Annotated in this window: 8 protein-coding genes and 2 pseudogenes; 3 read left to right on the top strand and 7 right to left on the bottom strand. The window is 41.4% G+C overall.

Annotation, left to right across the window (positions count from 1 at the left end):
* Together M595_RS25550 and gyrA are read right to left on the bottom strand one after the other, a co-directional pair.
* Positions 1-340, bottom strand: a 340-nt coding sequence (locus M595_RS25550; RefSeq protein WP_023069468.1) for an ATP-binding cassette domain-containing protein, incomplete at its 3' end; no start/stop codon positions are given.
* A gap of 44 nt (positions 341-384) precedes the next feature.
* Positions 385-2,952 (bottom strand): DNA topoisomerase (ATP-hydrolyzing) subunit A, encoded by a 2,568-nt coding sequence (gyrA, locus tag M595_RS25555; RefSeq protein WP_023069467.1) that lies wholly within the window; start codon positions 2,950-2,952, stop codon positions 385-387.
* Between the two features lie 908 nt (positions 2,953-3,860).
* Here gyrA and M595_RS25560 point away from each other — a divergent pair.
* On the top strand, positions 3,861-4,259 hold the full coding sequence (locus tag M595_RS25560) for a response regulator (protein ID WP_023069472.1): 399 nt from the start codon (positions 3,861-3,863) through the stop codon (positions 4,257-4,259).
* Positions 4,260-4,349: 90 nt separating this feature from the next.
* On the opposite strand, the gene M595_RS25565 is transcribed toward M595_RS25560, so the two are convergent.
* The 4 genes from M595_RS25565 to M595_RS25580 form a co-directional block, all read right to left on the bottom strand.
* Positions 4,350-5,225 (bottom strand): tetratricopeptide repeat protein, encoded by an 876-nt coding sequence (locus tag M595_RS25565; protein WP_052001900.1) that lies wholly within the window; start codon positions 5,223-5,225, stop codon positions 4,350-4,352.
* Positions 5,226-5,309: 84 nt separating this feature from the next.
* Positions 5,310-6,836: a hybrid sensor histidine kinase/response regulator gene (locus tag M595_RS25570; RefSeq protein WP_023069477.1), complete on the bottom strand. Its 1,527-nt coding sequence runs from the start codon at positions 6,834-6,836 to the stop codon at positions 5,310-5,312.
* Between the two features lie 356 nt (positions 6,837-7,192).
* Positions 7,193-10,228, bottom strand: coding sequence for a SpoIIE family protein phosphatase (locus M595_RS25575; RefSeq protein ID WP_023069469.1), 3,036 nt, complete (start codon positions 10,226-10,228; stop codon positions 7,193-7,195).
* A gap of 194 nt (positions 10,229-10,422) precedes the next feature.
* Positions 10,423-11,196, bottom strand: coding sequence for an LCIB family protein (locus tag M595_RS25580; protein WP_023069471.1), 774 nt, complete (start codon positions 11,194-11,196; stop codon positions 10,423-10,425).
* A 507-nt stretch (positions 11,197-11,703) separates the two neighbouring features.
* On the opposite strand from M595_RS25580, the gene M595_RS25585 reads away from it, so the two are divergent.
* Complete coding sequence (locus M595_RS25585) at positions 11,704-12,837, top strand: HetZ-related protein 2 (RefSeq protein WP_023069470.1); 1,134 nt, start codon at positions 11,704-11,706, stop codon at positions 12,835-12,837.
* A gap of 435 nt (positions 12,838-13,272) precedes the next feature.
* A pseudogene (locus tag M595_RS25590) lies at positions 13,273-14,208 on the top strand (WecB/TagA/CpsF family glycosyltransferase); the annotation flags it as partial.
* 59 nt (positions 14,209-14,267) lie between these two features.
* Here M595_RS25590 and M595_RS31960 read toward each other — a convergent pair.
* Positions 14,268-14,455, bottom strand: a pseudogene (locus M595_RS31960) (RNA-guided endonuclease TnpB family protein); the annotation flags it as partial.

Below are 14,455 nucleotides of genomic sequence, written 5' to 3' on the forward strand. Positions count from 1 at the left end.
GAGCATAATTTTGAAAAACCATCGCAATATCTCGGGCTTTTGGGGGTAAACCATTCACCAAAGTTTCCCCAATCCAAATATTGCCACCCGTGAGCGATTCTAACCCGGCAATTAACCGTAATAACGTACTTTTCCCACACCCAGACGGCCCGACTAATACCATAAATTCGCCATCATTGATCGTCAGGTTAATCCGTCGGAGAACTGCCCCAGAAGACATTAACCCCTCAGAAGTCGAAACCTGTTCATGATCATCCGATTCGAGACGATAACGGTTTGCTTGAACTCGAATAGAAGACGAAAACGTTTGATAAATATTTTCTAAGACAACCTGAGCCATCAGTTCTATACTTAGTTAACCCAATTCAACCCAATAATTAGTTCCTAAGGATGATGAAGCAATAACGGATCACGAACCCCAATAATTTTTTCTCCCGTATTGAGTTTAAATAAACGATTGCCTGTAGCCTCCTCATTTTGAAGCTTGACTTCATCAACCGCAAAACGCACAATACGATTTTCACTGGTGATCAGATAAGCCTCTTGATTAGAATTAACAGAGACCATACCTGCTAACGCATCCTTTGGCCCCTTAAACTGAAACATTTGAGTGCCAATAGCGCCGCGAGTTGTCGAACGAACTCGATCTAGAGAAATTCGTTTAGCAAACCCCAGTTCAGAAACCAACAATAAACTAGACTTGGGAGGAACCGTCAGACAACTCACCAACCGTTCTTGTTTGCGTAAACGAGTAACTTGTGAGCCTTGAGCAGTACGTCCCATCGGGGGTAACTGTTCATCATTAACAGGTAAACGCAACACTCGTCCACCAGAAGTCGCTAAAATCATCTGTTCACCGGGGCGAGTCAAACTGACATAACCCAGTTCATCTTGATCTTTCAATTTAATAATTGTAATCCCCCGATTGGTGAGATCGCTCAACTCTTTTAAAGACAATCGTTTAATTTTTCCCTGTTGCGTCACCAAGATTAAATCAGTTTTATCAGAATGTTTAGCCACAATGAAATGGGCTAAAATTAGTTCTTGAAGACTCATCGGTGGATCTTTTGTCACCGAAGGCGGGAGTAACGTAATTAACGGTGTTCCTCGTGAACGGCTAGAAGTTTGGGGAATATCACCCACATTCAGGGGATAAGCCTTACCTGTACGGGTGAGAATTGCTAAATTCTGTCCAGTTTTGGTGAGATAACGACCGACATTAAAATCATCACTGTCTTCAACAGTAATCTCAGATTTATCGTTTTTACTGCGACTTTTGGAGTCTCCAGTTTTCGGCGATAAACGTCTGACATAGCCGCGATGGGTAAATTCTAGAAAAGTTTCTTCTTCTGCCGGGGCAACGGGTTGTAAAATAGCAGTCGTCTGAGAACCCTTACTTTTCAGCTTGTTAGAGCGAGTTCGGCTACTCGATTGTGCGGGTTGATCTTCAGGATCTTGAACGACAATACGGGTGCGTCGAGGATCGCCGTATTGACGCTTGAGCGATCGCAATTCTTTTTTCAAAGATTTCATCAACTCAGAACGTTCATCAAGCAACCGTCGTAATTGTCGAATTTGTTCGCTGAGTTCGGAAAATTCTTCTTGCAGTTTTTGTCGTTCTAACCCAGTGAGGCGTCGCATCGGCATCGCTAAAATCGCATCGGCTTGAGCTTCACTCATCTGCAAATCACTTTCTAAGCTAATTTTTGCAGTTCCCCCATCAGGAGCATTCCGCAGAATTTCAATCACGGCGTCTAAATTAGCCAAAGCATTCAGTAAGCCCTCAACGATGTGACCCCGACGCACAGCCGCTTCTAACTCGTGAGTATACTGACGAATCAGAGTTTGTTCGCGAAAATTGAGAAATTCTTGGAGAATTTGTTTGAGAGTTAACTGCCGAGGTTGACTGTCTACCAACGCCAGAAAAATCGCTCCAAATTTCGACATCAACTCCGTTTGTTGGTAGAGATGATGTAGCACCACTTGGGGAGAAGCTTCCCGCTTCAATTCAATCACCACTCGAATTCCCTCGCGATCGCTTTCATCACGGATATCGGAAATTCCTTCCAAGCGCCCGGCATTAACTAAACTCGCTGTTTTCTCGATCCAACTGGCTTTATTGACTTGAAAAGGTAACTCAGTCACGACAATAGCCGTTTTAGTGCGGCGACGTTGAGCGGTGGGAACTTGTTCAATTTTGGCGACCCCCCGCATGACAATACTACCGCGTCCGTGAGTATAAGCTTCAGCAATCCCGTCTGTGCTGACAATTTCGCCACCTGTGGGAAAGTCCGGTGCCGGAATAATCGACCTTAATCTTTCATCAGAGAGATCACTATCATCAATTAACGCAATTAAACCATCCACCACTTCCCCCAAATTGTGAGGCGGAACATTCGTTGCCATTCCCACTGCAATTCCCGAACTGCCGTTGAGGAGTAAAAACGGCAACTGCGCCGGAAGAACAGTCGGTTCTTGTTGAGAGTTGTCAAAATTACTAATAAAATCAACTGTGGCTTCTCCGACTTGGGTTAATAAGCCTTCATTACCAATCGAAGCCAGACGAGTTTCGGTGTAGCGCATCGCCGCAGGCGGATCATTATCAACCGAACCAAAATTACCATGTCCGGCCAGTAGAGGATAACGACTGGAAAATTCTTGTACCAACCGAACCAAGGCATCATAGACCGATTGATCGCCGTGGGGATGATATTTTCCGAGAACATCACCAACGACTCTGGCACATTTACGATAAGGACGATCCGGGGTTAAACCCAACTCGTGCATCGCGTAGAGAATACGACGGTGAACAGGTTTTAATCCATCCCGGACATCAGGCAAGGCTCGTCCCACGATCACACTCATGGCGTATTCGAGATAGGACTGTTGCATCTCGGTATGGAGTGGGGTAGCGATCACTTGCCCGGAGAGTAGGTTGAGTTGTCTAGCCATGAGGAAGATCAAGTTGAGAGTTTAGCGTGAGTTTAGACGCACCACAGCACGTCTAAACAGAAATTCAAGAAGAAAAAGGAGTTGAACGTGAATGCCTTTGGCACTCTGTTTCCCTATTATGGAGTCTCAATATCGAGATTTGAAATTTTGATCAGAGTGATCACGGGAGTCGGAGAGGACTCAAACTGTTGATTGGTAAGAGGTTAGAGAGGTTTTAAACAAGAGATAAAATTTTCCACCGAACCATCCATTCTGAAAATCTAGACAGCCACTTTAAGTATTTTTCGTTAGACTGTTCTGAGTTAATCCTGTCAGTTCGCTGACGAGGGGTATGTGATCTGACTCATCCTAATGGGTTAAGAATAGACAATTGAGAGAGGTTTCTCGGGGCTAATGTGTCCAATATCAACCTTTCTCGTTATATTTGGTGAACACAAGTCTTTTACTCTAAGATCAAGCAAGACCTAAAGTGTTGTCAACTATCATGTCAAATATTGGGGTAGAGTAAGCCCGAAACCCTGATCAATTGCCTGAAACTCAGACTCGATGGCTTTCAGGTTATGATCAGATTAGGGAAAACTGCAACTCTCAACCGAGTTTTGCAGAATCAGATGAGAGTGTTGATCACTCAATCTACTCAAGGATATGAGGTTAAACACAACCCCACGCGGGAAGAAGTTAGCCAGTTGTTTCAACGACTGGATCAATAGCGGAAACTAGGCGGTGTCGGTTTCCATCTCGCTTAAGTGTTCGCTTAGGCGACACGCGGGTTTTAACCCGTAGTAAAATCTGCAAAATCCAGGGTGTTTCAATTCCTGGAGATGTCAATGTTATTCTTTGCTCCAAAAGAGCATGATATGATGACACATCGTTCATTTATCGGAGAGTTTGTCCCGCGGGAGACCCAGATGAAGACCGTTCTGATTGTAGAAGACGATCCGGTTAATGCCCGTGTTTTTTCTAAAATCCTGACAAAACGAGGCGGGTTGGATGTTAAGCATACGGAAAATGTCGATGAGGTGATCAAAATTGCTCGCTCTCGGGAGGCTGACCTCATCTTAATGGATGTATCCCTCGCCCGCAGTGTTTACGAAGGCAAGGCGATCGATGGGATTAAAATTACCCAAATACTCAAAGGTGATCCTCAAACGGCACAGTTGCCGATTATCTTAGTGACAGCTCATGCTATGGCTGGCGATCGCGAAGATTTCCTCGCCCAAAGCGGTGCTGATGACTATATTTCTAAGCCGGTGATTGACCATCAGCAATTTGTAGACAAGATTAAGTCACTCCTACCCGAGGAGTGAGAGCAGTTCTCTATGAAAGACTAGAAATGGTTTTTAAAAGATCAAGCGCTTGACCCCGGTGATCCCCTGTGTGGGTAAAATCACGAATCACTAGGGAGAGACAGATGCAGGTGAGTCTTCCAATTGGGCGATTGTGGCTTGCATCTGAGGCGTGTCTAGAAACTTTTGGGTATCGTTGAGTAAGCGATCGCCCCAAAGGTTTTCTTTGAGAAATTCGAGATCGGCGTAGCGACCATCGAGTTCGAGGGCTGTTTCTCCCATCGCTAAAGCTTCTTGGCGTTGACCTTGAGTATATAAAGCAACTGCTATCGCTAGGATCGGTTCGGCGGCTTTTTCATCGATTTTGATTGCCTCTTGCCATTTTTTGATCGCACCTTTGATGTCTCCCATTTCATAGCGAACTAAACCAATGTTGTTAATTGCAGGCCAAAGGTTTTTTTCCTGAGCAAATGCTTTTTCATACTGAGTGATCGCCTGGTCATACTTACCGAGCATATAGTAAGCATTCCCGAGATCAAAGAGCGCACCGGGAACATCGGAACGGACTTTTAAACCCGCTTCAATTTGATCGATAGCGGCTTGGTACTTGCCATTGCGGAAGTAAGCTTCTCCCAACACAAACCGCACAGGAGCGTTTTCTGGTTCAAGCCTTTGTGCTTGTTCGAGGGCGGCGACTCCTTCATCGATGCGATCAACTTGAATGTATAGGCTGCCGAGTAAAGCCCAAGTCTGGTAACTTTTGGGAGCAAGCTGTGTTGCGAGTTCCGCCCTGGGGAGAGCGAGTTGATATTGCTGAAATCGAGTTAACTGGGCTGCTTCTTCAATCAAGCCTAAGCCTGTTTGTTCGAGTTGGTCAGGATTCAGTTGCAGAGTGTAGGGCACCAGTGCTTGGCTTGTCGCCGGACTGGGAATGCTCCACACGCAGAGACTGAGTAATACGGTCAGGAAGGAAGTCCGATTTGGCACGGCTTTGAAACAGATAATGAAGTGTTTTCTTCTTATTCTTATACCATGTTAGAGAAATCCGCAAAATTTTGATTTTGTCTGAACTTATTTATATACATAGGGATCAGTCAGTTCTAGGATGACATCAAATCGAAAATCTTCGACGAGCTGTTTTAAAGTCTGAGCGAGGGTCGAATATTCTGGAGGTATTCTCTCGATCAAAGACTGGATTTGGCGATCGCTACATTGAGCCGCACTTTGAGAAAGTTGTTTGATCCAACTTCCTGGCATCATCGCTAAACTTTGAGCGCAGAGTTTTTCTGAATGGAGAAGTTCCGGACTCAAGACGATCCCTGCTTGATCAGAGGCTGTAAGGGTGAACTCGGGGACTGTATGATCGGCTTTTGTATAGGCTTTCACATTGATTTCAAAGGTAAAAACAGAACCCTGACCGACTCCAGGATGAGCAATTAATTCTCCGCCCATTAACCGAATGAATTCGTGACTAATTGACCAATTCAAATCTATTTTTTCGGTTAAATCTGAATTTAAAGTCGATTTAAAAGGATTAAATAATATACGCTCTATACAATTTGAATTGATTCCCAATCCCGTGTCTTCTACTTCAAAATGAAGTGATATAGATTCATCAATCGGCTGATTTTTAACTTGATTTTCAAAGACTCGTAATGTAATTGTTCCGGTTTCAGTGAGATAAATTGCATTGCTCACAAGATGAAGTAAAATATGACGTAGTTTGAGATCGTCTGCTTGAATATACTGGGGTAGGTTGGAACTCCATTCTAAAATTAATTTTAATTCTTTTTCGGTCGCTTTAACTTCCAGCATTTCCTTAATAAAATTCAGCAACCGATGCAAATCAAATTGACGTTCATTCAAGGTCATTAAACCTGCTTCTAACCGAGAGATTGCCAGAATATCATTAATTAAAGTTAGAAGTTGCTCGCCACTGCGGTTAATAATTTTAATATTTTTATATTGTTCTTCTTGTAAAGTTTTATCAGCCGCTAACAATTGACTAAAGCCGAGAATTGAATTCAGAGGTGTTTTGAGTTCATGGCTCATAAAAGAGAAGAAATTACTTTTAGCTTGATGAGCCATTTCAGCAGCTTGTTTTGCTTTTTCGAGTTCAGCCGTTCGCTCAATTACTTTTTGTTCTAAATCCGTATTTAATCGGTGTAAAGCCTGGTTTTGTTCTGCTAATTTTTTATCTTGATAATAGCGACGAAGTGCTTCTTTAACAGTCAAAATTAAATCTTCTTCTTCCCAAGGCTTACTAATATATCGATAAAGTTTAGCAGAATTAACCGCTTTTCCCACATCCTCTACACTGGCTTTTCCGGTGAGCAGAATTTGCAAGGTTTTCGGAGATGCTTGATAAACTTGAATCAATAAATCTACTCCTTTCATATCCGGCATAATTTGGTCGGATATAATTAAAGGAATATCAATTTGTTCAGCTTGCAATTCAGCGATAATTTCTAAAGCTATTTCGGCTGTTTCTGCAATTTCTACTGCATAATGTTCGCCGAACTTTCGCTTGAGGGTTTCGGCTAAACTTCTGAGTAAAAAAAGTTCATCATCTACACAAATAATTGTCGGTATTGGCATCTATTCGCTGTAATCTAGATTCGCAAAATTTCATGGTTTGTGGTCAAAATGTAAAAAAGCTCATTTCCCTAGTAATCAGTCTTCCCAACTTGAGCAAGATCAATCTCAAAATATGGTATTCAAGCTGGAAAATTAACACTAATTAAGCTCAAACTAAATGGCGGCTTTGTTTTTCATCAAAAACAGCATCAGAATTGGGGAATACGGAATAGGACACTGGGTCGAGATTTTCTACACTAAATAACACAGTTGTACCATCCCAGTTGAGAACCCAATCAACTTCGACATCATTTTCCCAATCCCAATAGACTTGGCCTGTATTGTCGGCTTGCGCTCCATGAAATTGAAGTCAAGCTTTATTTCTGTTTTATCACAACGACAGTCATATCATCAAACACTTTTTGCTGACCAATATACCTCCAGACATCTTCTACAATGGCTTGCTTGATTTTTTCAGCAGAATGTCGATGATTTTTCACAATAATTTCACACAAACGCTCTAAACCATATTGATCTCCCTCTAGGTTTTCAGCTTCGGTAATCCCGTCAGTATATAAAACCACAACATCTCCTGAACTTAAAGGAATTGTTTGTTGAGCAACAAATTCTGCAATATCTGCATCTAAACCAATTGGAAAACCCAAGTCAACAGTATCAATGCGCTCGACTTCTCCATCAGTATGAACCAGAATCACTTCCTCATGTTGACCACTCAGTTTAAGGGATTTATCTGTATACTCTAATAATGCTAATGTCATATTTTTACTCGAACTCATGCGCTGAATATTACCGTATAAAGTTCGATTGAGGATATCCATAAATTTAATCGGATCGGTTTCTGAACTTTCTTGTAAAGTTCGCACGGCCGTTTGTGCCATAATCATTAATAGACCGCTTTCTAATCCATGTCCTGTGACATCTCCAATCCCAATTTTAACATGATTATCGTATTGTAAAACATCATAATAATCTCCTCCGACTTCATCAGCAGGTTGAATAAAACTCGCAATTTCTAAATTTTGAATTGATTCTAATTCAAAATCTTTCGGTAAAACCATTTTTTGTAATCTTTTAATCACCTCCACTTCCGCCGATAAACGAAGATTTTCTGCTCTTAAACGACACATATTAATCTGAGTTTTCATTCGAGCTAAAAGTTCATCTTTGGCAATGGGTTTATTCAGATAATCATTCGCGCCAAAGCCCAAACCTGTAACAATATCTTGAACTTGTGTTTTTGCCGTTAATAATAGAATTGGCATTTCAGTGGTTGTAAAACGTTCTCTAATTTTTTGAGTTACTTCATAGCCTGTCATTTTCGGCATCATCACATCAAGTAAAATAATATCAGGCTTATATCCTGTCTCTAAAATCGCCAAAGCTTCTTCACCATTACTGGCTTGAGTAATTGTATAATGATGCAGAGACAACATATTCATTAATACCTGTAAATTAATCGGTTCGTCATCGACAATAAAAACCGAGATATCATTGCCATTTTCAGGGGTTGATGCCATGACGGGCTGAGATTTTGATTGCAGATTTAATCGAGGATTTAATATCTTGTCTTGCCCAGATTTAAAAATAGATTTTACAGAGTTTTCTGGGATTATTTGAGCCAATTTTTCCGAGGCTATTGGCAAGGTAAAACTAAACTGAGAACCTTCACCTAATCGTGAACAAACCTCGATTTTTCCGCCCTGTAATTCGACTAACTGTTTGGTAATCGCCAATCCTAATCCCGTTCCCCCATATTCTCTGCCAGTCGTTCCTTCTGCTTGTTCAAAAGATTCAAAAATCCGTTCAAACTTGTCTTCAGAAATACCAATTCCTGTATCAGAAATAACGATCTTTAAAAACTCTTGACCTGACTCTAAATAATCAACTTTTTCAGCTAAAATTTCCACTTGACCCTCAGCCGTGAATTTAATCGCATTTCCGACTAGATTATGTAAAATTTGTTGTAAACGATTTTCATCAGCTTGTACAGCAGGACTCTCAGGATTGATAGAATTAATCAGTTGTAAATTTTTCTTTCCGATTAGCGGTTGACTCAATGTAATCACCAAGTCAGTAATCGTATATAAATCAACAGGTTTTAATTGTAAATCGATATTACTGTAGCGAATTTTAGAAAAATCAAGCACATCATTAACTAAACTCGATAAACGACGACCACTAGAAACAATCATCGCTAAATTAGATTGAGTCCAATCAGAAAGTTCACCAGTCGCCCCGTCTATTAATGATTCTGCAATCCCAATAATTCCATTTAGTGGTGTTCGTAATTCATGGGAAGTATTTGCTAAAAATTCATCTTTTAGTTGGTCAAGATGTTGAAGGTCAGTATTGGCACGTTCGAGGGCTTCTTCTCGTTCTATCAACGCTATAGTTGCCCGTTCAACTGCTTTTTTCAACCGAGCGGGCGCACTCACTAAAATAAAGACTAATCCTCCCGCTAAGATAGCCGTAAAACTTCCCCCTAACCGCAACCAAACGAGCAAGGGAAAATCATCAAGCCAACCGGTTTGAGGAATGGCTGCTAACTGCCAAGACCCATTGGGTAAAGTAATATAAGAAAGCACCGGATTTTGTTGGAAAATTTGGCTTTCTCCAAAGAAAAGTTCGCCGTCTGCGCCGAGTCCATCTTTCCCTCGAATCGCATATTTTACGTCACTATTACTTTCTAAAAGTCCGGCTTCTTTAAATAGAGTATTTTGGTCAATTATAATCCCTGCTAATCCCCAGTAAGCCCCACTTTCTGCAACTTCATTGGGTGGGGTGAGAAAAATCGGAGTTCGTCCAATAAAAGCAATACCGCCTTCGACTAAACAAGACTGTTGATTTTGACTAGAATTAGGTGTAATTTGAAGACGGGGAGTATCAGCAGGACAGACATCAGAAATTTGGGTCAGTCCAACTATGTTTACTGGGCCAGCTACAACAGTTTGACGATTTTGGACAGACCGTTCAATCGCTTCGCGTTCTTCGGGGATGGACATGGGACTAAACCCCAAAGCGGCTTCATTACCCACGAGAGGATAGATATGGCTAACGGTGTTCTCTTTGTAGAGGACAATACTACGAATTCCCGACTGTTGGGCGACAATGACTTGAGTGAGGCGTTCAAAGGTTTCTTGGTCAAGGTCGGGGTTGACGGTGGAAACGTAGGCGACTAATCCCCGAGAAAGAAATAATCGCTGGTTGAGGGCTTTTTCTAGGTTTGCTCTAACTGTACTGAGTCGGGCGAGGACTTTGGCTCGATTTTGTTGCTCAAACCGTTCTCGTTCGGCGTGTTCAACCCATCCCACTGTTGCTAAAATTGCGAGTGCGGTGAGGAAGGCGGCGAAAGCTGCTTTTGTATTGTTTAGGCGAAGAGGAGGTTTGAACATCGGGAAACTCTAAAAATGAAGTTTAGCGGTTGAGTTTAGGATGTGAAATCTAAAAGAATACAACTTACTTATGTTCAATTATCCTCAACGCTATCCGATTCTGCCAGTGTCTATTGAGTGGAGTGAGTTAATTTTGACCAAGATTATCCGATTTCATTGTTTAATTTTGACTATTCTCTAGACCTTGGGAGAGCTTAGTTTATAAAAATAGCAATGGTTTTCTTGGTTCGTTTAAACTGGGAACTGACGATATAGAAATTTTGCGGATAAATCCATTGGGTTTCTAGCGGCCCGTGAATCTGAATTCCAGTCATTACGGCATAGTTGAAAATGGTCGGATCGAGGGGATTTAATAATCGTTCTACATCTTCGGAGATAATCTGACAAGCGAGTTTTGTGATCTCGACTAAATTAGGTTTGTCGCCATAATTTAAGGAGGAGAGAATTTTTTGACGAATGATACTTTGTTCGAGATCTTGTAAATCCATTTCTAGATTGAGATGTCCACATTCTAACTCTTTAACAATAGCTTCTAAGGCTCCACAAGCGTGAGATGCTTTTTGAATTCCTTCTCGGTAAACTTTGCCAATTTCTCCGTAACGGGAGATAGCAATATGAGGCATTGCATAAAAGGTAAAGCGACGAATATTATCAAAAATAGGGGTATGATTTGTGGCGGCGGCTAACCCCGTTTTTCCCAAGGTGATAAATCCGGCTAAACTGCAACAATTGAAGGTTTTTCCCCAGTATTTGACAACTTCTTCATAGAGAGGGTCTGTAAGTTCATCTCGACAAATAGCTATCATTCCCATTGTATTTTCGTCTTCAAACCCATCTTGACTTAAGCAATCATAGGTCTTTTTCATATAATATTTTAAGGGTAATGAGCCGGGAAAGTGAGTATTCATTGCATCTAAAAAAGGAGAGAATACCGCACCCTCAGACCCTCGCGTTGTTTTTTGTTGCATTGATTTGTGCTGTTCAATTGATATTGGGGATAGAGATGAAGTTATTGATTGAATTTTATCGAACTCTTTTTGAAGTGGCAAGGGATTTAATTTTATTGTTGAGAGTTTATTCAAAAATGAGTTTTGCTTTCAAACTCACCGAATAATTTCTATAGCAGTTCGCGCTGGTATGTTAACAAACCTTCGAGAACCCAGAAACCTAAAACCTTGATTTAAAGGGTTTTTCAATCCCCTATTCCCTGATCCGGTGTTCCCTGTTCCCGCCCGCGTTGCGCCATATTTTTAATTGCTCAATTCACGAAGTGAGTCTGTTGAGGAAGCTTCCCGAGAAGATTTTTCGGAATTATCGGTACTGCATAAAAAAATCAAACTGTCAAGACTAAAATTCATTAATTTGTCTAGAAATCTTAATTCAGGGTTGAGAATGTTGGCTTTTGAGTGACAATGTTAATATCGTTGTATCGCTTGTGTCTCAATCAATCGACGGTGACATCATCAACCTCCCGAATGACTTTTGTAGAATCCCTAGCCAGTCAGTGGCGTTCTCAACTCCAGAACGACTATCCAAATCACAGTCCTAATACACACGAAAGTATCGTACAGTGGTTGTTAGGGCCGAATTCGGAAGCATTGGATGCGCTAACGCCCTCAGAACAATCCGCCTTTAAACAGGGGCTAAACTTTCGCTATCGGGTTTTACAACAACGATATTTAGACATTTCCCCAGAACAAGCCTATCGCAGTTTGATGAAGCGATTGGGCAATTTAGTAATTTTACGTCAAAAAATTCGAGCTTGGGTGGCAACCAGTCGGGATCGTCAGCGAAATGTCGTTGATGTCTTACAAGAAGTGATTCAAGAAATGCTTAATAGCGATCGCTATTTACAGCAACAACTGCAATGGATCGCTGAATGTACAACGGATTCTCGGTTGCGAAATTCTCTGTTATTGACCAGTTTAGAAGAATATTGTCTGCGACCAATTCGCAATCAACCTTTACTCGTTTACCGCTTCGTTAACTATTTGCGGCGTTCTCAGCGAGGAGGATTAACCCAGGTTCCCACAGGTGAATGGATACGACAAGTCTCAGAAGAAATTGTCTCCGATGATACCCAAGAACGAGTCAGTTTACTCGATGAACAAGCCCTCGCCCAATACGAAGATACTCAGTATATCGAAGAACAACAAGTTCAACGTTTGACGGTACAAGCAGAGTTTGAAGCCTATCTGAGAGAAAAAGTTGATCCGGTGGCGGGTGATTGGTTACAACTCTATTTGAAAGGTGAGTCCCAAGAAACGATCGCCAAAGTATTAAATTTGCCAATTAAACAAGTTTATCGTTTGCGGGAAAAAGTTAGTTATCATGCGGTTCGTAATTTTGCTTTAAAACACTCCCCGGAATTAGTCGATAGTTGGTTAGGAACTTCGCTATCAGAACATCATTTGGGTTTAACTCCGAGTCAATGGCAGGAATATTGGGACAGTCTTAGCCCCTTGCAACGTCAAGTGATTGAAAAGTTACAAGCAGGTCAAACAATTGAAATAATCAGCAAACATCTGAAGTTAAAAACAACTCAAGTTCTGAGTGAGTGGACTAAGCTTTACCTTCATGCTCAAGCTATTCGTAATCGCTCATCTTAGGAGTGTAGGTCAGGTTTGCTATAAAATTTAATTGAGATTCCAAATAGAAGCCAGGGAAAAAGCCCTGTTTGTGATTCCTAAAGGTTGACAAATCCGCTTAGATAATCTACCTTAAACAAATAAGATGACCTCGTTCAAAACCTATGCTAAAGTTAAGTTATAGACGATCAACAATCCAGGGGTATTTTTACCGGAGTGTAGAAGGAGAGGGATCAGAGTAAAGCCTAATTTGTATGTAGATTTTCATTGTGTAACGATACTTATATTAAGTTTATTAAGTTCTGAAAGGGTTTGATTATAGCAGTATCTAATTTTAGAAACAATACTTTACAGTAAAGAATTGGGAATAATTTTTACAATACACGTAGAAATCAAACACTGTGCTTGTCTAAATCTCTGAAAAGCGAGTAAAATTATGCTCTATTACGTTTATGTCAGTTAGCCCCCGAGGAAAATATTAGCGTTTTTTTCTTAGGTTCAGAACAAGAGACTTTAAACCGTATTGAAAATAGACTCACTCAGGATTTTCCTAAACTTCAAGTTGCAGGATTACGTTCTTTACCCTTTCGTCCCCTCACACCCACCGAAGATGATGCTCTCATTCAAGAAATTAATGATAGCGGCGCGGGAATTATATTTGTTTCTTTGGGATGTCCAAAACAAGAACGATTTATGGCTCAACATCGCGGTAAAATTAAAGCCGTCATGCTGGGAGTTGGAGCCGTTTTTCCTCTGTATGCAGGACAACACACTCGCGCCCCCTTGTGGGTTAGAGAATCTGGACTTGAATGGTTCTATCGTTTGGTACAAGAACCCAATCGGCTTTGGAAACGCTATAGTCAGACGATTCCTCCCTTTGTGTGGTTAGCCACCAAACAACTGCTGATAGAGTCGCAACAAGATCAACTTTCCTCTCGACTCCCGATGTACCGCCCGGTGGGTCAAACCTTAATTGAAGCGGGTTTACTCTCCACCGAACAAGTTCGGATGATCTTACACACTCAAGCGGAAGGGAAAAAACAACGGTTTGGAGATATTCTCGCTCAACAAAACTGGTTGAAACCGGAAACAGTAGACTTTTTCGCAGAAGAAATTCCTCGCTTGGCAATTCAGCAACAAAAAAAACCAATTGGTTATTACCTAAAATCAGCGGCGTTGTTGAATGATGATCAAATTCAGACCATCCTCACACAGCAACAGGATACCCGTTTACGGTTTGGAGAATTAGCAGTCCAAGCCGGATGGATTAAGCCCGAGACTATCAATTTATTACTTGAATATATCGCTCCAAGAAGACATGACTCTTACGAAGATTATGATTATAACCTCTTAGCAGAACAAGATTCTCAGCCATCCATTTGTCGGAGTTAAGGTCGCTTGAGTGAACTACTCACACTGACCGCCGCGGTACAATGTGAGCTTCTGATTTCTCAGCCCGATGCCCTTTCACCGTCGCGGTTATCTGGTCTTAAACAGGCTCCCTCAGCAGAGACGGGGTTCCCTCCGCCAAAATGTATTATTCTGATGCCTTCATTTCTTATGTTGAGTGCGGCGTTACTGTCACAATCGTGGTGAGTTTTACAGTTAAGACAATCCCATTCTCTGATATTTAGAAGCA

It is taken from the genome of Lyngbya aestuarii BL J, from assembly GCF_000478195.2.
GTDB lineage: Bacteria > Cyanobacteriota > Cyanobacteriia > Cyanobacteriales > Microcoleaceae > Capilliphycus > Capilliphycus aestuarii.

Bases quoted from the DNA above. Each gene is read 5' to 3' on its own strand.
- M595_RS25575 (WP_023069469.1), bottom strand. From the start codon at position 10,228: ATGTTCAAACCTCCTCTTCGCCTAAACAATACAAAAGCAGCTTTCGCC.
- M595_RS25580 (WP_023069471.1), bottom strand. From the start codon at position 11,196: ATGCAACAAAAAACAACGCGAGGGTCTGAGGGTGCGGTATTCTCTCCT.
- gyrA (WP_023069467.1), bottom strand. From the start codon at position 2,952: ATGGCTAGACAACTCAACCTACTCTCCGGGCAAGTGATCGCTACCCCA.
- M595_RS25570 (WP_023069477.1), bottom strand. From the start codon at position 6,836: ATGCCAATACCGACAATTATTTGTGTAGATGATGAACTTTTTTTACTC.
- M595_RS25560 (WP_023069472.1), top strand. From the start codon at position 3,861: ATGAAGACCGTTCTGATTGTAGAAGACGATCCGGTTAATGCCCGTGTT.
- M595_RS25585 (WP_023069470.1), top strand. From the start codon at position 11,704: ATGACTTTTGTAGAATCCCTAGCCAGTCAGTGGCGTTCTCAACTCCAG.